This window comes from Streptomyces hoynatensis (genome assembly GCF_003626535.1).
Lineage (GTDB): Bacteria > Actinomycetota > Actinomycetes > Streptomycetales > Streptomycetaceae > Streptomyces > Streptomyces hoynatensis.
Window position 1 is genome coordinate 356,843 of sequence record NZ_RBAL01000006.1, and the last position, 21,606, is coordinate 378,448.

Below are 21,606 nucleotides of genomic sequence, written 5' to 3' on the forward strand. Positions count from 1 at the left end.
GCCGCCGCCCCGCGGGAGTGCCCCGGGGCGCCCGGCGGCCTCAGGCGCCGGGCTTGACGGCCACCCCGGCCCAGAGACTGACCTCGGCGTCGCCGATCGGCTCCGCCGACCCGAGCCCGCTGTCCTTGGGCCGCCACCGGTGGGCCAGGACGAGCCCGGGGGAGACCAGGTCGAGCCCGTCGAAGAGGGCGGCCACCTCCTCGCGGGTACGCAGGTGCAGCGGGGCGCTCGTGCCGCGGTAGACGCGCACGATGCCGTCCCACAGTTCGGGGTCGAGGTCGCGGGTGGCGTGGGTGAGGGCGAGGACGCTGCCGGGCGGCAGCGGGTCGAGCAGCGTGCCGACGATCTCGCGGGGGCCTGCGGGGCCGTCGGGCACGAAGTGCAGCAGCGCGTTCAGGCTGACGGCCACCGGCTCGTCCAGGTCCAGGGTGCTGGTCAGCTCCGGCGCGTTGAGTATGGTCTCGGGGCGGGTGGCGTCCCCGTGGACGTAGGCGATGCGGCCCTCGGGGCGGCCGTCCATCAGGGCCGCGGCGTGGGCGAGGACGATCCGGTCCTTGTCCGCGTAGACGATCCGCGCGTCCGGCCGGATGGACTGCGCCACCTCGTGGAGGTTGGGACTGGTCGGGATGCCGGTGCCGATGTCGAGCCACTGGCGGATGCCGCGCCCGGCCAGGTACTCGGTGACCCGGTGCATGAAGGCGCGGTTCACCCTGGCGACGGTCCTGGCGTGGGGGTGGACGCGCATCGCGGCCTCGGCGGCCTCGCGGTCCAGCGCGTAGTTGGTCTTGCCGCCGAGTAAGTAGTCGTAGATGCGGGCGGAGTGCGCCCGGTCGAGCTGAAGGTCCAGCGTGCCGTCCTGCTCCGTGCCCTCTGCCGTCACGTCCGCCTCCCCGTGTTTCTGGGTCTTTCCGGGTCTGCCTGGGTCTGCCTGCGTCTGTCCGCTTCGGCACGTCGCCGGCCTTCCCCGACCCGGTATGCCGGTGTCAACTCCCGTGTGCGCATGGTAACTCCCGGGTGCCGGCGCGGGGCCGCCCGTGCGGGCCGCCGGCCGGCCCCCGCCCGCGCCCGGCCGGGCCCGCCCGCCGGCGCGCGGCCGCTCACCCCTGCGTGAGGAGCCGCTCGATCAGCCGGGCCGACTCCCGGGGGCCGAGCGCCTGGGCGCGCAGGATCTCGTAGCGCTGGCTGAGGTCGCGCACCGCGTCGCTCCTGGTGCGCAGGGCCCCGAGGTCGTGCGCCTCGACGTAGGCCGCCATCGGCTCGCCCTCGGCCCGCATCAGCAGCAGCGGCCCGCCGGAGCCGGCGTGGTCCTCCCGGTCGGTCGGCATCACCTGGAGCTCGATGTTGCGCTGCTGGCCGAGGCGCAGCAGGTGCTCGCGCTGTCCGCGCAGCACGTCCGCGCCCCCGAAGGGGCGGTGCAGCACGGCCTCCTCGACGACGAAGCTCATGGCCGCGGCGGGCCTGCGCTCCAGCAGGGCCTGCCGGGCGAGGCGGGCCGCGGTGCGCTCCTCGACCGTCTCCTCGTCCAGCATCGGCCGCTGCATGCGGAAGACCGCCCGGGCGTACTCCCTGGTCTGCAGCAGTCCGGGCACCACCTGGTTCTCGTAGGAGTGGTACTCGACCGCCCGCTCCTCCAGCCTGGCCGCGTCGCGGAAGAAGGCCGGCAGGCAGGCCTTGGCGACCTCGCGCTTGGCCAGCTTCAACAGCCCGCCGGCGCGCAGCACCTCGTCGGCGCGGTCGAGGAAGTCCGGCTCGGGCGGGCGCCGCAGGCCCTGCTCGACGGAGATCACCGTGTGCGTGCTGTACCCCACCCTGGCCGCGAACTCCTCGCGTTCCAGCTGGGCGTTCATGCGCAGCGACTTCAGCTGCGCGCCGATGAGCCTGACGATGTCGGGGCCGGCGTCCTCGCCGGCGTCAAGGGGCCTGATGTCCGTCATGGTGCCCACCCTCCGTGCGGTCCGGCGCGAACCTGACGCGTCGGCGCGGCTTCCTACCCACGCGTCTCACTCGCCTCACCCATTGTGTGCAGGCGGAGCGCCCGGCGTGCTGTTGTTGCCGGAAGTCCCGCCGGAAATCCCGGCGGAATTCACGGAGCGGCAACGCGGCGGGAGCGCTTTGAAGCAATGCAAGGGCGCGCGTGAGTCGAGCGCGCCCCCCGTGATTCGCCCTTGTGTTCCCTTGGTTGTTCTCTCCTTCGGTTTCCTCGTTCATTTTTCTGCCTTCTGAAGCACGGACTTCGCGCCGCGCGCCCCTCGTGCACCGTGAACTCGCGTGCTGATTCATGGTTTTCCCCTCACTTCTCGACCCGAGCGCCACGCCTATGGGGAAAGCTGGGGGATCGAGGGGCGAGTGTGAGCCGATGCCAGAGGAGGCAGGAAAACGTGATCCGGTTATTACTCGTGCACGACGACAACCTGGTGCGCTGCGCGCTGGCTTCGCTGCTGGCGGTCCACGAGGATTTCGGCGTGACGACGGTTTCCTGGGCCGAGTTGACCGGCGGCCCGGCCCAGGCCGCCCACGGGGAGGCCGGCCTGTGGCTGCTCGACGTCGCGTGCCCGGGCTCGGCCGGGCTGGCGGAGGCGGTGGCCAGGCGGCGCACGGAGGGCGCCGAGAGCGCGGGGCTGATCGTGCTCGCGCCGGCGGGCAGGCCCGGCCTGCTGCACCGGGCGTTCGAGGCGCGCGCGCAGGGGTACGTCAGCAAGGACGCGCCGCCCGAGCGGCTGATCGAGGCCATCCGCCGGGTCGCGGACGGCGGGCGCTACGTGGACGAGGGGCTGGCCTACGACTTCCTCAGCGCCTCGCGGATGCCGCTGACGCCGCGGGAGCTGAGCGTGCTCTCACTCGCCGCCGACGGCGCCCCCGTGCCCGAGATCGCCAGGTCCCTGTGGCTCGCCGAGGGAACGGTGCGCAACTACCTGGCCGCCGTCATCCGCAAGACCGGCGCCCGCAACCGCGTCGACGCCATACGCATAGCCCGCACCGGCGGCTGGGTCTGAGCCGGGGCGCGGGGCCTCCACGGGCGGGGCGGGCGGCACCGGGGGCAGGCCCATCAGCTCCCGGTAGCCGGCCGAGCGGGCCAGCAGGTCCGCGTGACGGCCGTGCAGCGCCCGCCCGCCGTCCAGCATCAGCACCCGGGCGGCCCGCCGCGCCGAGCCGGGCCGGTGCGCCACGACCAGGAGCGTGCCGCCCGGCCTGGCGGCGAAGGCGCGCTCCGCCCGGGCCTCGGCGGCCGGGTCGAGGTGGCAGGTGGCCTCGTCGAGCAGCGCCAGGGGCGCGGGCGACAGGTAGGCCCTGGCCAGCGCGAGCAGTTGGCGTTCGCCCGCGGAGAGCGCGGCGGGCTCGACCCGCCCGGCGAGGCCCCCGAGCCTGGCGACGAGTTCGGCCGCGCCCACCGCCTCCGCCGCCGCCAGCAGGGCCGCCCCGGGCGTGCCCGGGCCGCACAGGTAGCCGAGGTTGGCGGCGACGCTGCCGGAGAAGACGTACGCCTCCTGCGGGATCACCACCCGCCGGGCCGCCGGCGGCGCGCCCGGCTGCCCGGTCGCGGGCACCCCGCCGAGCAGCACCTCGCCCGCGTCCGGGCGGAGCAGGCCGGCCACGAGTGCGGCCAGGGTGGACTTCCCCGCGCCGCTCGGCCCCACCACCGCCAGGTGCCCGCCCTCGGGCACCACCAGGTCGAGCCCCCGCAGCACCGGCGCGGCCCGCCCGCCGTAGCCGAAGCCGACCCCGCGCAGCTCCAGCGCCCCGCGCCCCCGCGCTCCCGCCCGCGCGCCGGTCGCGGGGGCCGCGCCGCCGCCGGGCGGCTCAGCGCGGCGGGCCGGTGCCGCCTCCCGGCCGCCGGCCGCCGGCCCCGGCGCCGCCCGGCCCCGGGGTGGCGGCCCCGGGGGGCGGTGCCTCGGCGGGGCGGGGGAGTCCAGGAGGCGGGTGAGGACGACCGTCAGCCGGGCACCCGCCCCGCCCAGGCCGTTCACCAGGCTCTGGAGGGCAGGCAGCAGCGCCTGGGTGACCAGGGTCAGGGCGCCGACGAGCTCGCCAGGGGACACGCCGTGCGCCAGCAGCCAGGGCCCGAGGAACAGCAGCGCGAGCAGCGGGCCCCGGCCCCCGACCGCGGGCGCGAGCGTCCTGATCACCCCCCAGCGGGCCAGCGCCACGGCCGCCCGCCGCTCCCGTTCCACGTGCCGCCCCACCTCGGCCGCCGCGCGTTCCTCCGCCCCGCAGGCGGCGATGTCGCGCAGCCCGGCGGCCACCTCGCCCCACGCCCCGGCCAGCGACTCGTCCGCGGCGAGCAGGGCCCGCTGGTGCCGGGCGAGCGGCCCGAGGGACCACAGCAGCAGCCCGAGGCCGAGCAGCAGCGGGGCCGCCACCAGGGGCAGCAGCACCGGAGCCAGCCAGGCGAGACCGCCCAGCGCCCCGGCCAGCGTGACCAGGAAGCCCTGGGCCACCAGCACCAGGCCGGCGAAGCTGTCCCTGGCGATCTCCACCTGATGGGTCAGCCGGGAGACCGCGGCGGTGCCGTCCGCCCGCCCCTCGCGCACCGCCCCGTCCAGGGCGCGGCGCACCACCTCCCGCACCAGGGCGTCGCGCAGCGGCTCGGCGAGCGCCCCCACGGCCCGCTGCACCCCCGCGGTGCCGAGCGCGCCCGCCGCCACCCCGGCGGCGGCCAGGCCGAGCCAGCCGAGGCCGGCGCCCGTGCGCCCCGCGAGAAATCCCTCGTCCAGCGCCCTGGCCAGGCAGGAGCCGAGCAGGAAGGTCTGGCCGCCCTGGAGCAGCGACCAGCAGCCGAGGGCGAGCAGCGTCCGCGGCCGGTCCCCGAGGAAACACAGCCAGGCCCGTGCCGTGCCCCGCCGCGGCGCGGCGCGGCGCCGGGTGCCCCGGGCGGCCCGGCTCACCGGAGGCCGCGCTTCCCGGCCCGCCGCGCCCCGCCCGCCGTGCCGTCCGCCGCCCCTTCTGCCGTCCCGTTCGCCGTCTCGTGCGCCGTCCCGTTCGCCAGGTCGTGCGCCGCCGCGTGCGCCGCCGCGCCTGACGACGCCGCGTGCGCCGCCGCGCCTGACGACGCCGCGTGCGCCGCCGCGCCTGACGACGCCGCGTGCGCCGCCGCGCCTGACGACGCGGCGGGCGCCCCGCCTGACGACGCGGCGGGCGCCCCGCCTGACGACGCGCCCGACGACGCGCCAGGCGCCCCGGCTGACGCCTCATCTGACGCCCCGTCCTGGGGCGCCGCGTCCGCCGCCCACAGCGCGCGGTAGGCGGCGTCCGCCCACAGCGTGCGGTGCGGGGCGAGCGCCCGCACCCGCCCCCCGTCGAGCCAGGCCACCAGGTCCGCCCCGGCGGCCAGGGCCTGGCGGTGGGCCACGATCAGCCGGGTGCGGGCGCCCGCCTCGCCGAGCAGGGCCCGGGTGATGCGCCGCTCCGTGGCGGAGTCCAGGCTCGAGGTCGCGTCGTCGAGCACGAGCAGCCGCCCGCCGTGGGCGAACGCCCGTGCCAGGCCGAGGCGTTGCCGCTCGCCCCCGGACAGCGGGGCCTCGGCGCAGCGGGTGGCGTACCCCTCGGGCAGCCTGCCGACGAACGCGTCGGCCCCGGCCGCGCGGGCCGCCGCCCGCACGCGCCCGGGCGGCAGGGGGCGCGGGCCGTAGCCGATGGCGCCCTCCAGGGTGCCGCCGAGCAGCGCCGGGCGCGCGAAGGCGTAGCCGACGGCGCGGCGCACCTCGGCCCGCTCCAGCGCGTGCAGGGGCACCCCGTCGAGCAGGACCAGGCCCGCGTCGGGCTCGGCCAGCCGCCCGGCGAGCGCCGCGAGCAGCGACTTGCCGGCGCCCGACCTCCCCACCAGCGCCACCGTCGCGCCGCCCGGCACCACCAGGTCGAGGCCGCGCAGCACCTCCCGCCCGCCGCGCCGGGCGGTGACCTGGCGGAACTCAAGGCGGCCCGGGCCCGCCTGCGGCAGCCGGGCCGCGCCCCAGGCGGGGGGCGGCTCGGCGAGGACCTCGCCGAGCCTGGCGGCGGCGGCGCGGGCCCGCAGCAGCAGGTTGAGCCGGCCGAAGGCCGTGCCGATCCCGGCGGCGAGCGCCGCGTAACGGGTGGTGGCCACCCACTCGCCCACGCTGAGGCTCCCTTCGGCGAGCAGCAGGCCACCCGCCGCGAGCACGGCGAGCTGGAGCCCGGGGGAGAGGACCGCGGCCTGCCCGGCGGCCCGGGCGTTGATCCGCCACATGCGGCGGCCCTGGGCGGCCAGCGCGGGCAGCGGCGCGAGCACCCGGTCGCGCTCCCGCCGGGACGTGCCGGCGGCGGCGATGGTGCGGGCCCCGCCGAGCGCCTCCACCAGTCGGGCCGCGAGGCCGGCCTGGAGCTCCTGGTACGCGGCGACGTTCCCGGTGACCGAGCGGGTGAAGGACCGCAGCAGCCACGCCAGGGCGGGCAGCCCGGCCAGGAAGGCGGCGGCCAGCCGCCAGTCGAGCAGGGCGAGGGCGACGGTGGCGCCCAGCGGCGCGGCGGGCGCGGCGAGGGCCTCGCCGAGCGCGGCCGGAAGGGCCCCGGCGTGCACCGCGTTCCCCGTCGCCCTGGTGATCAGGTCGCCGCCGGGAAAACGGGCCGCGGCGTCGGGGCCCAGGGCCAGCAGGTGCCGCAGCAGGCCGCGCCGCAGCCAGGCGGTGGCCCGCGCGCCGGTGGTGCCGGCCAGCAGGGACGCCGCCGCGGAGAGCAGGGTCTGCGCGCCGGCCAGGCCCGCGCAGCGCAGGCTCCAGGCCCGGGTCTCGGCCGCCGGGGCCCCGCTCAGCAGCGCGTCGAGGGTGCGGCCGAGGGCCAGGGGGAACAGCAGCGCGGCCACGGAACCGGCCAGCGACGCCAGGCACAGCACGGCGGCGCGTGCCGCGCCGTGCCGCGCCGTGCGCAGCCACAGCCCGTCGGCAGAACGCCCCAACGCGCCTCTCCTTCCGCGATACGGTGCGCCACGGGGGCGGCCCCGCGCGGTGCTCTCGCGCGGGGCCGCCTTCGTCCGCGGGGGACGGTCAGAGACAGATGATCACGCTCTGCGAGCTGTGGGTGTCGCAGAGCAGGAGGCTGGCGCTGCTCTGGTCGCCGTCGTCGCCGCCGTGCCCGGCGTCCAGGGCGGTCGTCTCCGGCTCCATGGCCTGCAGGTCGAGAAGGGACATGACGTCTTCCTTTCGGTTCGTTTCCGGTCGGCGGCTTGCGCCGACTGCTCGCCGGGTTGCGCTGTTTCCTCCGGCTCGTGCCGGGGGCGGTCGCGGAACTCAGCTCGCGGGGGACGGATGGTGCGTGGTCCGCCCCCGCCCCGGGCCCTGGGGCGCCGGGGCGGAGGGGGTCTGTGGGCGGTCTGCCGTGGGAGGAGAGACCGCGGGGGCGGCGACCGCGTCGAGGAAGGGCAGCCGCGGGGCGGGCCGCGCCCCGCCCGCGTGGTGCGCGGCGCCCAGGGCCAGCAGGCAGCCGGCGGTCCCGGTGGCCAGGTCCATCGACAGGCGCATCATCTGGTCGCCGGGGAAGGCGAGTTCGCCGCGGTAGGACATGGCGTACCAGTCCATGGCCGCGACCTGCCCGGCGAGGCCGTCCGCGCACCGGTCCGCCGCGGCGCCCGCCGGTTCGGCCGCGGCGGCGCGGGCCAGGTACCAGACCATCCCGGCCCGGCCGCGGAAGAGCCCGGGCTGCGCGTAGTAACGCAGCATCGCCGCGGGCAGAATCCGTGCCCGCGCCTCGGCGAACCGCTCCGCCTCGCCGGCCGGCCGGTCCGCGCCCCGGGCCCCGGCGCTGGTGAGGTAGTCGTCGAGCACGGCGGCGACCCCGACGCTGCCCTCGCCGAGGTAGGGCATCAGGCGGTCGCCCTCGTCGAGCAGCCAGACGCCCTGCCGGTCGGGGCGCAGGTGCTCCAGGTCGCGCCGCAGCGCCGTGGCGGCCAGGCCGAGGAACTCGCGGTCGCCGGTGCGGGCCAGGCGCCGCAGGAAGAGCAGGGCCGCGCCGCTCGCGCCGTGGAGCAGCCCGGCGCGGCGGCGACCGGGCGGCTCGGGCGGGCGCGAGGACAGCTCGCGCACGCGCCGGGCCACCAGTGCGGTGGCCCGCGCGGCCTGCGCGGCCAGCTCCGTCTCGCCCGTGGCCGCGGCGAGGTCGTCCAGGACCAGGGCGAGGCCGCAGAGACCGCCGTACAGGTGCGTGGGCAGGCCCTGCCAGCGCTCGCCGAGCGCCCGGTGCGCCAGGTCGAGCGCCGCCTGGCGGTGGCCCAGGTGGTGCAGCACGTACGCCACGCCGAGCAGCCCGTCGTACAGGCCGAGCGGGGTGCCCTCCGGCGGGGCGGCGGCCCGCCGCAGCAGCCAGCGCTCGCCCTCCTCGTAGCGCTCGCCGCAGACCTCGTGCAGGGCGTGCAGGACGCCGGCCGCGCCGTGCGCGAGGCCGAGTCCCCCGCCCGCGGCGAACTGCGCGATGTCGCCGGGAAAGAGCCGGTCCTCGCGGTCCGGGGTGGCGGAGGCCAGCATCGCGCGGACCATGGACTCCCGGGCCCGCGGCCACTCCAGGGCCCGCGGCCACTGCCGCGGGGCCGCGGGTTGCCGCCGGCAACGGGCCGGGGCGCGGCGCGCGCCGTCCGTGCCGCGAATCTCCGCCACGGCCCCGGCGAGGAACGCGTCCGGAATGCCGGGGAACTGCGCGGCGGCGATCTCCGCGAGGTGCTCCGCCTTCGCGGGGTCGATGGCGAGCAGCGTGGTCATCGGGACGAAGAGGGCCAGCCGCAGGCAGGCCAGGGCGTAGCGGTCGACGGCGAAGCCGGTCCGGTCGGCCGGCGCCAGGAAGCCGGGGTGGGCCACGACCTGGCGGCGGTTCTCCGCCACCGTTGCCGCCGCCTCGAAGTCGAGCAGCGTCACCTCGGGCGGGGCCTGCGCCGCCTCGCCCCAGGCGCCCTGCGCCGCGCGCTCGCCGCCCGCCGCCTCGTGCGTCTCGTGCGTCTCGTGCGTCTCGTGCGTCTCGTGCGCCTCGGTGAGGATGACGTTGAACATGTGCAGGTCGTGGAAGACCAGGCCGCGGCCGTGCAGGGCGGTGATCGCGCGCTCCACCGCGGCGTGGACCCCGAGCGCCCAGCGGGTGTACGCGGACAGGGCCGCCGGGTCGGGCTCCCGGGTCAGCAGTGGATGGCGCCGGGCGAAGAAGGAGTTGAGGGTGCGGCCTGGCACGAAGTCCATCACGAGGAAGCGGTGTTCGCCGACCGTCAGCCAGTCCCGTACGGCGGGCGCGACGCCGAGCCCGGCCGCGGCCTCCAGCGCCGCGCGCTCCCGCTTCAGCCGGGTGACCGCGTCGGCCCCGTCCGCCGCGAGACCCGCGTGCGGCCTGGCCTCCTTGAGGACGACCCGCTCCCCGGTGCGGGTGTCGACGCCCCGGTAGACGCCGCCGCCGTTGGAGAAGTGCAGGGCCGCCTCGATCCGGTAGGGCAGCCCCTCCAGGGTCACCGCCTGCCGGGCGGCGAGGTGGGGGCGCAGGAAGGCGGGCAGCGTCACCCAGTCGGGCAGCGCGAAGCCCGGCGTCCTGCGATCGGGCACCAGGCGCCCGTGCGGGTCCTCGACGGCCGGGACCAGGACGCCGGAGCCGTTGTCGGTGCGGCGGGGCACGAAGGCGCCCCAGCGCACGTACAGCGGGCCCTCGCCCCAGCGCAGGTCGGTGAGGATGTAGGGCCCGGGCTCCCCGGCGAGGAGCCCGCCGAGTTCGGTGAGCACCGTGTGCGTCTCGGCCTCGTCCGCGGGATAGAGGGTGGCGAATTTCCCGCTGGACTCGCGTCCGGCGTACTTGGAATTCCGCAGGAAGAGCAGCGGCAGGCTGGGCACGAATTTGAAGGGCAGGCGCCGCGGCACGCAGTAGTCCCACACCTTTTCTGCCAGCGCGGCGGCATTGCCGAGGCAGGCCGAGACGTGGATCTTCCAGCCCTGCCCGGGCAGCGAGGCGGCCACCGGCTGAACGTGCAGCCAGTCGCCGGAACGCCGGGTGCGCCAGCCCGCAGGGACCGGGCGGCGCGCGGCCTCGAACAGGTCTTCCCGCGCCGTGCCTTCCGCCGTGGCATCCGTCCCGGCATCCGCCGTGGCGCCCGCGTTGCGTGCGGCCAGGTCGGGCGTCTCGTAGAAATGCCGGTCCAGCAGGCAGAAGACCTCGTACCGCTTGTCCATGAGCGCCGGAATCCCTCCCGCTTTTCCCCGCCTGCCCGGCCGTTCGCCCCCTCGTTCGCCGCGGGAAGCGAGAAAGAGATTTCCACGGCTGCGGGTTCGCCGACAGTCACGCCTGTCATCGGACGGGCGTGCACTCTGCACGGCCCGCGCCGCCGCCGCGGCCCCCGCGGCGGCGCCCGGAAGCGCGCGGCCGCTGTGGGAAACCCACAGCCGGGCGGCGGCGCGCCTGTCGCGGCCCGCGCTCCGCCGAGGTGGCCGGGGAGGCTAGCGTGGTGCGGGACCAGACGCATCAGGACGGCAGGAAGCAGGTGGCCCCTTGAGCCGCTCGGTACTCGTCACCGGAGGCAACCGCGGAATCGGCCTGGCCATCGCCCGGGCCTTCGCCGAGCACGGCGAGAAGGTCGCATTCACCTACCGCTCGGGAGAGCCCCCGCAGGACCTCGTCGCGCGCGGGTGCCTGCCGGTGAAGTGCGACATCACCGACCCGGAGCAGGTGGAGCAGGCATACAAAGAGATCGAGGAACGGCACGGCAACGTGGAGGTCCTCGTCGCCAACGCCGGGATAAACCGCGACGGGTTGATCCTGCGCATGTCGGACGACGACTTCACCTCCGTCCTCGACACCAACCTCACCGGCACCTTCCGGGTCGTCAAGCGCGCCTCCAAGGGCATGCTGCGCGCCCGCACCGGGCGGATCGTGCTGATCTCCTCGGTCGTCGGCCTGCTCGGCTCCCCGGGGCAGGTCAACTACGCGGCCTCGAAGGCGGGCCTCGTCGGCTTCGCGCGTTCGCTGGCGCGCGAGCTCGGTTCCCGCAACATCACCTGCAACGTGGTCGCCCCCGGCTGGGTGGACACCGACATGTCGCGGGCGGTGAGCGAGCAGCGGCTCGCCGAATCCCTGGCGCAGGTGCCGCTCGGCCGGGCCGCGAACCCGGAGGAAATCGCGGGTGTGGTCCGGTTCCTGGTCTCGGACGACGCCGCTTACATCACTGGAGCCGTCATTCCCGTTGACGGCGGATTGGGCATGGGGCACTGAACATGAGTGGACTTCTCGCCGGCAAGAACATCCTGGTCACCGGGGTCATCACCGACGCCTCGATCGGCTTCCAGGTGGCCAGGCTGGCCCAGGAGGAGGGCGCCGAGGTGGTGCTCACCGGCTTCGGCAGGGTGTCGCTCGTGGAGCGGTTCGCCAAGCGGCTGCCCAAGCCGGTCCCGGTGATCGAGCTCGACGTGCAGAACGGCGAGCACCTGGCCACCCTCGCCGACCGGGTGGCCGAGCAGCTGGGCGAGGGCATGACCCTCGACGGGGTGGTGCACTCCATCGCCTTCGCGCCCCAGGACGCCCTCGGCGGCAACTTCCTCGAAACGCCCTGGGAGTCGGTCGCCACGGCCGTCGAGGTCTCGGCCTACTCGCTGAAGTCGCTGACCATGGCGCTGCTTCCGCTGCTGGAGCGGCGCGGCGGTTCGGTCGTGGGCATGGACTTCGACGCGCGGGTTGCCTGGCCCAAGTACGACTGGATGGGCGTCTCCAAGGCCGCCCTGGAGGCGACGGCCCGTTACCTGGCCAGGGACCTGGGGGAGAAGAACATCCGGGTCAACCTGGTGTCGGCCGGGCCGATCAAGTCGATGGCCGCCAAGTCCATCCCCGGCTTCGACGAGCTGGCCAACGTGTGGAACACCCGCGCCCCGATCGGCTGGGACCTCAGCGACGCGGAGCCCGCCGCGCGCGGCGTGGTGGCCCTGCTGTCCGACTGGTTCCCGAAGACGACCGGCGAGGTCGTCCACGTCGACGGCGGCGTGCACATGATGGGCGCCTGAGCGGCCCCGCACCGGGCCCGCCGCCCTGGACCCGCCCGCGCCTCGCCCCTCCACCGGGGCGGGGCGCGGGCGCGTGTGGGGGCGCGCGGGATGCGTGGGGCGCGTGAGGTCTCAGAGGCAGGCGCCGGCGCGGCAGACCCGCGCGTAGGACCCGGCCTCGGCCGCGGCGGCCCCCGCGTCGCCCCGGCGCACCGCGGCCACCAGGCCGGTGTGGTCCACGTGGTCCTCCGGGCGCAGCACCTCCCCGACGTCGCTGCGCAGGAAGGCCCGCAGCACCGCGCCCAGGTCGGCGTACACCGCGCGGAGCACCTCGTTGTGGGAGGCCCCCACGACCGCCAGGTGGAAGGCGGTGTCGGCGCCGACGAACCGCTCGGCGTCCCCCGAGTCCCAGGCGGCCTCGCGCCGCGCCAGCAGGGACTCCAGCTGCCGCAGCTCCTCCTCCGTGCGCCGCTGCGCCGCCAGCCGCGCGGCCTCGGCCTCCAGCGCGCCGCGCAGTTCCGAGACGTCCCGCGGGTCGGCGTCCGCGAAGCGCCGGTGCATCACCCCGGCCAGCTCGCTGGTGGCCGCCACATAGGTGCCCGAGCCCTGCCTGATGTCGAGCAGGCCGTTGTGCGCGAGCGCCCTGACGGCCTCCCGCACGGTGTTCCTCGCCACACCGAGGCGCTCGACCAGTTCGGGCTCGGTCGGGATGCGCGAGCCCACCGGCCATGCGCCCGAGGTGATTTCCCGGCGCAGCCGGACGATCACCTGGTCGGCGAGGGCGGAGCGGCGGGGCGCGGTCAGTGTCATAACTCTCCCGGAACGTCCGGTCCCCAGGCGAGGGGATTCATCCCATGATTCTATGATTGGGTTCATGGAGTCGATGAGGGACGACCGTACTCCGCCCGCGAACCCGAAGGCCACCGAGGAGCGCACCCCGGCAGCACAGGGCCCGGCGGGCGGCCCTGCCGCACCCCAGGCCACGGCCACCAGGACCGCGCCCGCGGCCCCGCGAGCCGGCGCGGAGCAGGCGGCGGCCGGGCGACCGGCCGCGGCCACCCCGGCCGCCTGGCTGATCGTCGCGGGCCTGTTCCTCGCCGCGTTCAACCTGCGCCCCGCCGTCGCCGGGCTCGGCCCCCTGCTGGAGGAGGTCCGCGACGGGCTCGGCATGAACGGCGCGGTCGCGGGCCTGCTGACCTCGCTGCCCGCGCTCTGCTTCGGCCTGTTCGGCATGGCGGCGCCCCGGCTGGCCCGCCGGCTGGGTCCGGGAACCGTGGTCGCGGCCGGGATGGCCGCCATCGCCGCCGGCCTCGGCCTGCGCGCCGCCTCCGGCTCCACCCCCGTGTTCCTCCTGTTCAGCGCCCTCGCGCTGGCCGGCATCGCCGTCTCCAACGTCCTGATGCCGGTGCTCGTCAAGCGCTACTTCCCCGACCGCGTCGGCGCCATGACCGGCCTGTACTCCACCGCCCTGGCGCTGGGCACCTCGGCCGCCGCCGCGTTCACCATCCCGCTCGCCGACGCCGGGGGCGGCTGGCGTTTCGGCCTCCTCTTCTGGGCGCTCACCGCCGCCGCGGCCGTGCCGGTGTGGTCGGCCGCGCTGCTGCGCCGCCGCGCCGCGGACCGGGCGCGGGAACGCCCGGACCAGAGGCCGGCCGCGGCGGCCCCGCCGGCCGCCCCCGAGGCGCCGTTGCGGCTGTCCCGCTCGCCCACCGCCTGGTCGCTCGCCGTCTTCTTCGGGCTGCAGTCCACCGCGGCCTACATCACCATGGGCTGGGCCCCGCAGATCTACCGCGACGCCGGGGTGCCCGCGACCACCGCCGGGCTGCTCCTCGCCCTCGTCATGGGCGTCGGCGCCCCGCTCGGCTTCGTGCTGCCCACCCTCGCCGCCCGGATGCGCCACCAGGGCCCGCTGGCCGCCGGGCTCGGCGCCTGCGGCCTCGTCGGCTACGCCGGCCTCTGGCTCGCCCCCGCGGGCGGGGCCTGGGCCTGGGCGACCCTGCTCGGCATCGCCAACTGCTGCTTCCCCGTGGCCCTCACCATGATCGGCCTGCGGGCCCGCACCAGCCAGGGCGTCGCCCGGCTGTCGGCCTTCGTGCAGGGCATCGGCTACCTGATCTCCCTGCCGGGCCCGCTGCTCGTCGGCATCCTGAACGAGGCCACGGGCGGCTGGGAGGTGCCCCTGGCCTTCACCACCTGCCTGCTGATCGCCCAGATCGCCGTCGGCCTGCGGGCCGGGCGGGACCGGTGCATCGAGGACGGCGACTGAGTGGAAGACTGGGCACATGCCAGCGCTCGACCCCAACCCCACCGGCGGCCACCGGATGCTGCTGATGATCCTCGGCGCCATGCTCGGCGTGACCGTCCTCATCGGCATCATCGCGACCGTCGCCTCCCCCTGAACCGCCTCCCCCTGCCGCCTTCCGCTCGACCCTGACCCCTGACCCCCGCCCCCCGACCTCGCCGGCCCCGGCGCCCCCGGCCCCCGGCCCCCGGCCGCGCGGCGCGCCCGCCCGTGCCGTGCGCCCGCCCCGCGGCCGGCTCAGGGCGACCGGTCAGGTCCCGGCGCCAGCCGCCGCGCCAGCTCGTCCGGGTGGAGCCCGGCGCGGTCCGCCGCCTCGGTGCGGTAGGCGACGCGGCCCACGACGTGCCCGGTCACCGGGGCCGTCAGCAGCGAGAACACGGCCAGGAGCAGCAGCGAGGGAATCTCCGTGGCCGGGGCGGTGAGCGAGGCCCCCACCACCGTGAGCAGCAGCCCGAGGGTCTGCACCTTCGACGCCGCGTGCAGCCGCGAGACCGTGTCCCGGAAACGCACCAGGCCCACGCCGCTGAGCAGGCAGAACGCGGCCCCCGCGAGCAGCAGCGCGGCCGAGGCCGCCTCCAGGGCCGCCCTCACCGCATGTCCTCGCGCCGCTGGACCAGACGGGCCGCCGCGAGGGTGCCGACGAAGCCCAGCAGCGCCAGCACGATCACCACATGGCCCCCGGCCGCCTCCCCGCGCAGCCGGGAGCCCACCACCGCCCCCGCCACCAGCAGCGTGACCAGCGCGTCCAGCGCCACCACCCGGTCCAGCACCCGCGGCCCGCGCAGCAGCCGCCCCAGCACCAGCAGCCCCGCCGCGACCACCATCGCCAGCGCGGCGAGCGCCGGCCCCCTCACGCCGCCCGCCCGCCGGGCCGGAACACGCGGTGCAGCCGCCGCTCCACATCCGTCACCTCGCGCCGCCGCCGCTCGGCGTCCCCGGGTCCTTCCAGCGGCAGCGCGTGCAGATACAGCAGCCGGCGCGCCCGGTCGACCTCAAGCACGAGCGTGCCCGGCATCGTCAGGCTCAGCAGCGCCGTGGAGACAAGCAGCAGCTCGCTGTCGCCGCGCAGCCGCACCTCCACCACGCCTGTGGAGGCATCGGGCCCCCGGCGCAGCGCCTGCCAGGCCACCACGAACGAGGAGGTCAGCAGCTTGCCCAGCAGGTGCCCCAGCAGCCCGGGCAGCCGCAGCGGGCGGTAGGGCACCACCCAGCCCACCGGCGGCATCCGCGTCAGGGCCGTCACCCCGGCCGCCACCAGGAGGCCCCCGGCCAGGACCGTCCAGGTCGGCCTGCCCCACAGCAGGACCCACAGCAGCACGAGCGCCGACAGCGCAAGAGCGCGGCGCAGCAGCCTGCCGGGCGCGGCGCGGGGAACGTTCCGTGGTCTCATCCGATGCTTCCTCCCAGGACGGCGTGGCGATACCCCTCCCGCTCCAGCAGGGCGTGCGCGGCCCGTTCGCTGATCCCGCTCAGCTCCGCGGCCCCGGCCGCCACCCCCACCCCCACCAGCACGATCGCCGCGGTGGCGCCCAGCATCAGCGCCTCGCCGCGGCGCGGCCCGGGCGGCGGCCGCCGCGGCCCCGCCCCGAACACCGCGCGCCACACCCGCAGCACGGCGTACAGCGTCAGCAGGCTGGTGAGCAGGGCCGCGGCGACCAGTACGGCCGCCGCGCCGCCGCGCCCGGCCGCGGCCCGCAGCAGCGCGAACTTGGCGACGAACCCCGAGGTCGGCGGCAGCCCCGCGATGCTCATCGCCGGCAGCAGGAACAGCACCGCGACGGGCGCCGGGGGCGGGGCCGCCGCGGCCAGCCGGCTGAGCGAGGAGGTGCCCGCGGCCCGCACCGCGAGGCCCACCGCGAGGAACAGGCCGGTCTGCACGGCGATGTGGTGGACCGTGTACAGGACGGTGCCGGTCAGCCCCGCCTCGTCGAAGAGCGCGAGCCCGAAGAGCAGGAAGCCGATGTGGCTGACCAGCACGAAGGACAGCAGCCTGTTGACGTCGTCCTGGGCGAGGGCGCCGAGCCCGCCGACGAGCAGCGTGGCCACCGCGGCGACCGCGAGCAGCGTCCAGTCGCCCTCCCGGGGGAAGAGCAGCGTCTGCGTGCGGACCAGGGCGTAGACGCTGACCTTGGTGAGCAGGGCGGCGAAGAGCGCGGTGACGGGCGCCGGGGCGGTCGGGTAGCTGTCCGGCAGCCAGAAGTGGAGCGGCACCACGGCCGCCTTGATGCCGAACACCACCAGCAGCAGGACGCTGAGCGCGGCCCGCACGTCGCCGGGAACGCCGCCGATCCGCCCGGCGAGGTCGGCGAGGTTGACGGTGCCGGCCGCGGCGTAGCACAGCGCGATGGTGCTCAGGAAGAGCAGCGAGGAGGCGAGGCTGGTCAGCGTGTACGTCATTCCGGCGCGGAGGCGGGTGGGGCCCGCGCCCAGGGTGAGGAGCACGTACGAGGCGGTGAGCATCAGCTCGAAGGCCACGAACAGGTTGAACAGGTCGCCCGCCAGGAAGGCCAGCCCGACGCCCGCGGTCAGCAGCAGGTAGGCCGGGACGAAGGCCACGGAGGAGACGGAGGCGGCGCGGCCGGCGTCGGCGAGGTCCTGCCCCGCGGAGAAGACGAGCACGGCCAGGGCGACCGCGAGCGAGACGGTCAGCAGCAGCGCCGACAGCCGGTCGGCGACCAGGGTGATGCCCAGGGGCGCGGGCCAGCCGCCGAGGGTGGCGGCCCGCGGCCCGCCGCGCTCGGCCAGCACCAGCAGCGCCACCGCGTCGGCCAGCGTGCAGCACAGGACGGCCACGCCGAGCAGCTGCCGCGCCGCGTGCCGGCCCGGCAGGGCGAAGGAGATCCCGGCGGCCGGCACCGGAAGCAGCAGCGGCGCCGCAAGCAGCCAGGCGATCACGGGGCGCGCCCCCCGCCGCCCTGGCCCGTCCGCCCCGCTGCCTCGCCGGGACCGGCGGGCGGGGCCGCGTCCTCCCGGTCGTGCACGGTGCCGATCCGCCGGTCCTCCAGGTCGTCGCGCACCTCGTCGTGCCCGTCGAGCTGCCAGGCGCGGTGCACCAGGGCGAGCAGCAGGGTGGTCACGCCGAAGGTGATGACGATCGCGGTCAGCGCCATCGCCTGCGGCAGCGGATCGGCGAGCCTGCCGTGCCCGGGAACCAGCGGGGCACGCCCCGGGGCGCCGCCGGACAGGAGCAGCAGCAGGTTGGCGGCGTGACCCAGCAGGAGGACGCCGAGCAGCACCCGCATCAGCGCCCGGTCGAGGAGCAGGAAGAAACCCGTCGCGAACAGGCCGCCCACCGTCACGGCCATCGCCAGGTCGAGCGTGGTCATCCGGCCGGCTCCCGGTCCTGGAGCCGGGCCGCGGCCCCGCCCGCCCCCTCTGCCCTGTCCAGCGCGCACAGCAGGGTGAGGCACACCCCGGCGACCAGCAGGTAGACGCCGATGTCGAAGAAGAGGTTGGTGGCGAAGGAGACGGTGCCAAGCGGCGGCAGCCGCAGGTGCAGCTCGGTCGCGGCCAGCGGCGGCGCCCCGAAGGCCAGCGGGGCGAGCGCGACCGCGGCGGCCAGCGCCAGCCCGCCCCCGGCCAGGACCCGCGGCGTGACCCCGGCCGGCAGCACGGCCCCGGCCCGGCGGCCGGCCAGGTACCGCAGGAAGCACGCCTGCCCGGCGACCAGGCCGCCGGCGAAGCCGCCGCCCGGCCGGTAGTGGCCGGCGAACAGCAGGTGGCAGGAGAGCAGCAGCACGGCGGGAAACAGCAGCCTGACCACCGGTTCGAGCAGCAACGACCGCTCCGCCCCGGGCAGCAGGTCCGCCTCGGGCAGCCAGCGCTCGCGCGGCACGTCCCACTCGGCGGCGCGGAAGACGCCCGCCTCCCCGGCCCCCGCGCCGGGCGGGCGGCGCGAGCGGTGGGCGAGCAGCGCCCCGGCCGCGATCGCGGTGCCGAGCAGAACGCTGATCTCGCCGAGCGTGTCCAGCGCCCGGAAGTCGAGCAGCAGCGCGGTGACCGCGTTGTGCGAGCCCGTCTCCCCGGCGCGTTCCAGCACGGTGCGGGAGAGCGCGAGGGACTGCCGCACCGCCGTGGCCGACACCGCGAGGCAGGCCACGCAGGCCCCGGCGAGCACCGCGACGCAGGCGCGCAGGGCCACGAAGGTGCCGTGCGGGCGTTCCGGCGTGAAGCCGGCGGGCAGCCGGCGCAGCACCAGGACCACGATCACCACCGTGAGGGTCTCCACGAGGAACTGGGTGAGCGCCAGATCCGGCGCGCCCTGGACGAGGAACAGCGCGCCCACGGCGTAGCCGGCCGCGCCCGCGAACAGCACCGCGGTGAGCCGGTGCCTGATCACCACGAGCGCCGCGCAGCAGGCCAGCACGAGCAGCGCGAGCGGCAGCTCCACGGGGGAGTGCCAGGGCACGACGTGGGGCAGCGGGGGCCGGTGGACGAGCAGGGAGCCGCCGGGCACCAGCACCACGGTCAGCAGCAGCACCGTCAGATACGCCGGCAGGGAGCCGACCTGGGTGTGCCGGGTGAGCCACACGGCCGCCGCCTGCACCCCGCGCACCGACAGCTCGTACCCGCGCCGCCCCTCGGGCGGGACCGGCAGCCGCCCGGCGGCGCCGGCCAGGGGGCGCCGCGCCAGGTGCAGGGCGATGCCCAGCACCACCGCGGCGGCCGAGAGCAGCAGCGGCCCGCTCAGCCCGTGCCACAGCGCGGTCCGGTAGGGCGGGTGGGCGTCGGCCACCAGCCCCGGCGCGTCGGCGTAGGGCCCGGCCAGGCCGCCGGTGAGCGGATAGCCGATGCCGAAGACGAGGGAGACGGCGGTGAGCAGCCAGATCGGGCCGAGGGCGTCCGCGCCCGGGCGGGCGGGCGAGGAGTCCGCGAGCCCCGGCTTGCGGGCGAAGGCGCCCCACAGGAAGCGCGCCGAGTAGGCCGCGGTCAGCAGCGAGCCGAGGGTCAGGGCGGCCAGCGCCCACCCGCGCCAGGAGAAGGGCGCGTGCGCGTACCCGTCGTAGGCGGCCTCCTTGCCCAGGTATCCGATCAGCGGCGGAAGCCCGGCCATCGACGCGGTGGACACCACGGCCGTCGCGCACAGCCACGGCAGCCGGCGGCCGAGCCCCGACAGCCGCCGCGCGTCCCGGGTGCCGGTGGCGTGTTCGAGGGCGCCGACGGTCAGGAACAGCGAGGACTTGAACGCGGCGTGGGCCAGCGTCATCTCCTCGCCCGCCAGCCCGGTGGTGCGGGTCCCGGTGCCGAACAACGCGAGGAGCAGGCCGAGTTCGCTGACCGTGCCGTGGGCGAGCAGCAGCTTGAGGTCGGTCTGGCGCAGCGCCTGCCAGGCCCCCAGCACGAAGGTCAGCAGCCCGGCCGACACCACCAGCGGCCGCCACGGCCCGAAGCCGGCGAAGCCGGGAGCCAGCCTGGCGACCAGGTACACCCCGCCCTTGACCATGGCCGCCGCGTGCAGGTACGCGCTCACCGGGGCCGGGGCGACCATGGCCGCGGGCAGCCAGGCGGCGAAGGGGCCCTGGGCGGACTTGGTGAACGCCCCCAGCAGGACCAGCAGGAGGGCGACCAGGGCGGGCCCGGTGTGCGGCGGGTCGGCGACCAGACCCGAGAGGCTGGGGGTGCCGGACTCGGCGGCGAGCAGCACCAGGCCGAACAGCATCGGCAGGCCGCCGGCCACCGTGGTGAGCAGCGCCTGCTGGGCGGCCCGGCGGCGCTCCGCCTCCCGCCCGTCGCCGGCAATCAGCAGGAAGGAGATCACCGAGGTGAGCTCCCAGAAGACGTAGAGCGCGATCAGGTCGTCGGCGGTGACCAGGCCGAACATGACGCCGGCGAAGGCGAGCAGCAGCCCGGCCTCCCGCCCGCCGCCGTGGAAGTAGCCGGCGCCGTGGATCAGCACCAGGGCGCCGACGCCGCTGACGAGGAACACCATCAGCAGGGACAGCCCGTCCAGCCGCGCGGCGAAGACCAGGTGCAGCGTCCCGGCCCAGGTCACCGCCTCCCGCGGGGCGCCGCCCCGCAGGACCAGGGGAACCTGCGCCGCGGCCCAGGCCACCGCGGCGAGCGGGGGCAGCGCCGCCAGGTACCAGGCGCCGCGCGGCAGGCGGCGGGCCAGCCCCGGGACCAGCGCGGCCACCAGGAGGTGTGCGGCCAGGAGAGCCGGCACCGTGCCCCTCCTTTCCGCGCCTTCCCGCGCCGTCGGCGGTCCGCTCGTCCGCCGCAGGCGGACGGCACGGTCCCGATCATGGCGGCTGGGGGCGCCGCGGCCCGGCCGGCGCCGCCGGGCCGCGTGTCGCGGCGGGACCCCCGGGGCGGGGCGGCGCCGGGGATGGTGGTGCTGGCACCACCATCCCCTAGGGGGCTGGGTTCAGGGGTCACTGGGTGGCTCACCGGATGGGCCGGGCCCGGCCGCCTCCGTACATTCGAGGCAACGATCAGACGGCGCCCAATCGTGGAGGCGAGGAGCCCATGGCAGCCGACACCCCCAGTCCGGGTCCCGGCCCCGACTTCCGGCTTCGCTGGTGGGCCCTGGCCCTCCCGGCGGTGGCCTTCGCCGCCCTGCTGATGCTGCTCGTGGGCAGCACGGGCGCCGAGGCGAGCGCCCAGCCGCTGCCCGTGACCCGGCTGGTCGACCACCTGCGGGACGCGCTGCTGCCCTGAACCGGGCGAAAGGCGCCGGGTCCCGCCCCCCTCGCGGGATCGTCAACCACCCGCGACCCCTGGCACGTTTCATGCGAAGCTGGGGCACATGAGCGTCGAAGTTCCCCGCAGGATCGTTCTCCTCCGACACGCCAAGGCCGACTGGCCCGAGGTGTCCGACCACGACCGGCCGCTCGCCGAGCGGGGCCGGAAGGACGCCCCGCTGGCCGGACGCTGGCTGGCCGGGGCGGGGGTCACCCCGGAGCTGACCCTCTGCTCGACGGCCGTCCGCACCCGCGAGACCTGGAAGCTGTGCGCTCCCGAGCTGCCCAGGCGGCCGAAGACGAGCTACGACGAACGCCTCTACGATGCCACGCTCGGCGAGCTGATCGCCGTCGTCAACGGAGTCGACGAGGAGGTCAGGGACCTCATGCTCGTCGGCCACAACCCCGGCATGCACGCCCTCGCCGACGCGCTCGCCGGCACCGCGGAGGGCGACACCCTCGCCCGGATGAACACCCGCGGCTTCCCGACCTCGGCGGTCGCCGTCCTCAGCCTGACCGGCAGCTGGAAGACGGTCGAGCACGGCGTGGCCCACCTCGCCGCCTTCTGGACCCCGCACGACTAGCGCCGGGGCCGGGCCCGGGAATGCGGGCGAGCTTCCCGGCCACCGCACCGGCACCCCGCGCCCCGCGGGAGGGGCCTCCCGCGGGCCCGGCGGGCGCCGCAACG

Annotated in this window: 19 protein-coding genes and 1 pseudogene; 7 read left to right on the top strand and 13 right to left on the bottom strand. The window is 76.7% G+C overall.

All coding sequences use genetic code 11. The features are described from left to right. Positions 1–40 precede the first annotated feature (40 nt). Both D7294_RS13750 and D7294_RS13755 read right to left on the bottom strand, forming a co-directional pair. Complete coding sequence (locus tag D7294_RS13750; RefSeq protein ID WP_120679252.1) at positions 41–880, bottom strand: SAM-dependent methyltransferase; 840 nt, start codon at positions 878–880, stop codon at positions 41–43. 217 nt (positions 881–1,097) lie between these two features. Further along, complete coding sequence (locus D7294_RS13755) at positions 1,098–1,934, bottom strand: helix-turn-helix domain-containing protein (protein ID WP_120679254.1); 837 nt, start codon at positions 1,932–1,934, stop codon at positions 1,098–1,100. 462 nt (positions 1,935–2,396) lie between these two features. Here D7294_RS13755 and D7294_RS13760 point away from each other — a divergent pair. After that, positions 2,397–2,912 (top strand): annotated as a pseudogene (locus tag D7294_RS13760) (LuxR C-terminal-related transcriptional regulator); the annotation flags it as partial. Here D7294_RS13760 and D7294_RS33855 read toward each other — a convergent pair. The 4 genes from D7294_RS33855 to D7294_RS13780 all read right to left on the bottom strand — a co-directional run bounded on the left by D7294_RS33855 (position 2,835) and on the right by D7294_RS13780 (position 10,139). Then, a complete protein-coding gene (locus D7294_RS33855) occupies positions 2,835–4,883 on the bottom strand; it encodes an ATP-binding cassette domain-containing protein (RefSeq protein WP_422070693.1) in 2,049 nt (682 codons plus the stop codon). The pseudogene D7294_RS13760 and the gene D7294_RS33855 sit on opposite strands and share 78 nt — an antisense overlap. Next, complete coding sequence (locus D7294_RS13770) at positions 4,880–6,907, bottom strand: ABC transporter transmembrane domain-containing protein (protein WP_120679258.1); 2,028 nt, start codon at positions 6,905–6,907, stop codon at positions 4,880–4,882. The genes D7294_RS33855 and D7294_RS13770 overlap by 4 nt, the downstream gene beginning before the upstream one ends. Positions 6,908–6,995: 88 nt before the next feature. Then, complete coding sequence (locus tag D7294_RS13775) at positions 6,996–7,139, bottom strand: SapB/AmfS family lanthipeptide (protein ID WP_120679260.1); 144 nt, start codon at positions 7,137–7,139, stop codon at positions 6,996–6,998. Between the two features lie 99 nt (positions 7,140–7,238). Further along, positions 7,239–10,139 carry a protein kinase/lanthionine synthetase C family protein gene (locus D7294_RS13780; RefSeq protein WP_241562330.1) on the bottom strand — a complete coding sequence of 967 codons (2,901 nt, stop codon included), beginning with the start codon at positions 10,137–10,139 and terminating at the stop codon, positions 7,239–7,241. Positions 10,140–10,455: 316 nt separating this feature from the next. Between D7294_RS13780 and fabG the strand changes: the two genes are divergently transcribed. Both fabG and fabI read left to right on the top strand, forming a co-directional pair. Continuing rightward, a complete protein-coding gene (gene fabG, locus D7294_RS13785) occupies positions 10,456–11,175 on the top strand; it encodes a 3-oxoacyl-[acyl-carrier-protein] reductase (RefSeq protein WP_120679262.1) in 720 nt (239 codons plus the stop codon). Between the two features lie 2 nt (positions 11,176–11,177). Continuing rightward, complete coding sequence (fabI, locus tag D7294_RS13790; RefSeq protein ID WP_120679264.1) at positions 11,178–11,957, top strand: enoyl-ACP reductase FabI; 780 nt, start codon at positions 11,178–11,180, stop codon at positions 11,955–11,957. Between the two features lie 111 nt (positions 11,958–12,068). Here the strand turns inward: fabI and D7294_RS13795 are convergent, their stop codons facing one another. Further along, positions 12,069–12,746, bottom strand: coding sequence for a FadR/GntR family transcriptional regulator (locus D7294_RS13795; RefSeq protein ID WP_120679266.1), 678 nt, complete (start codon positions 12,744–12,746; stop codon positions 12,069–12,071). 73 nt (positions 12,747–12,819) lie between these two features. Here D7294_RS13795 and D7294_RS13800 point away from each other — a divergent pair, with 73 nt between their 5' ends. Both D7294_RS13800 and D7294_RS33715 read left to right on the top strand, forming a co-directional pair. Beyond that, the gene (locus D7294_RS13800; RefSeq protein ID WP_120679268.1) at positions 12,820–14,202 is read left to right on the top strand and encodes a CynX/NimT family MFS transporter; all 1,383 of its coding nucleotides are present in this window, start codon (positions 12,820–12,822) and stop codon (positions 14,200–14,202) included. Positions 14,203–14,218: 16 nt separating this feature from the next. Beyond that, entirely contained in the window at positions 14,219–14,335 is a 117-nt protein-coding gene (locus D7294_RS33715; protein ID WP_277751088.1) for an SGM_5486 family transporter-associated protein, read from the top strand. A gap of 140 nt (positions 14,336–14,475) precedes the next feature. Here D7294_RS33715 and mnhG read toward each other — a convergent pair whose 3' ends face one another. From mnhG to mbhE, 6 genes are read right to left on the bottom strand one after another with little or no spacing between them, the layout of a single operon-like run. Continuing rightward, positions 14,476–14,829: a monovalent cation/H(+) antiporter subunit G gene (gene mnhG / locus D7294_RS13805; RefSeq protein ID WP_120679270.1), complete on the bottom strand. Its 354-nt coding sequence runs from the start codon at positions 14,827–14,829 to the stop codon at positions 14,476–14,478. Beyond that, positions 14,826–15,092, bottom strand: a complete 267-nt coding sequence (locus D7294_RS13810) for an MrpF/PhaF family protein (protein WP_241562331.1) — start codon at positions 15,090–15,092, stop codon at positions 14,826–14,828. Before D7294_RS13810 ends, mnhG begins: the two co-directional genes overlap by 4 nt. Next, positions 15,089–15,628: a Na+/H+ antiporter subunit E gene (locus tag D7294_RS13815; RefSeq protein WP_120679272.1), complete on the bottom strand. Its 540-nt coding sequence runs from the start codon at positions 15,626–15,628 to the stop codon at positions 15,089–15,091. Before D7294_RS13815 ends, D7294_RS13810 begins: the two co-directional genes overlap by 4 nt. Then, entirely contained in the window at positions 15,625–17,133 is a 1,509-nt protein-coding gene (locus tag D7294_RS13820; protein ID WP_120679274.1) for a proton-conducting transporter transmembrane domain-containing protein, read from the bottom strand. The genes D7294_RS13815 and D7294_RS13820 overlap by 4 nt, the downstream gene beginning before the upstream one ends. Continuing rightward, positions 17,130–17,564 (bottom strand): NADH-quinone oxidoreductase subunit K, encoded by a 435-nt coding sequence (locus D7294_RS13825; RefSeq protein WP_120679276.1) that lies wholly within the window; start codon positions 17,562–17,564, stop codon positions 17,130–17,132. The genes D7294_RS13820 and D7294_RS13825 overlap by 4 nt, the downstream gene beginning before the upstream one ends. Next, positions 17,561–20,401: a hydrogen gas-evolving membrane-bound hydrogenase subunit E gene (gene mbhE / locus D7294_RS13830; RefSeq protein ID WP_120679278.1), complete on the bottom strand. Its 2,841-nt coding sequence runs from the start codon at positions 20,399–20,401 to the stop codon at positions 17,561–17,563. Before mbhE ends, D7294_RS13825 begins: the two co-directional genes overlap by 4 nt. A 302-nt stretch (positions 20,402–20,703) precedes the next feature. On the opposite strand from mbhE, the gene D7294_RS13835 reads away from it, so the two are divergent. Beyond that, a complete protein-coding gene (locus tag D7294_RS13835; protein WP_120679280.1) occupies positions 20,704–20,895 on the top strand; it encodes a hypothetical protein in 192 nt (63 codons plus the stop codon). Positions 20,896–20,983: 88 nt separating this feature from the next. Further along, positions 20,984–21,502, top strand: a complete 519-nt coding sequence (locus D7294_RS13840) for a SixA phosphatase family protein (protein ID WP_120679282.1) — start codon at positions 20,984–20,986, stop codon at positions 21,500–21,502. Positions 21,503–21,606: the final 104 nt, after the last annotated feature.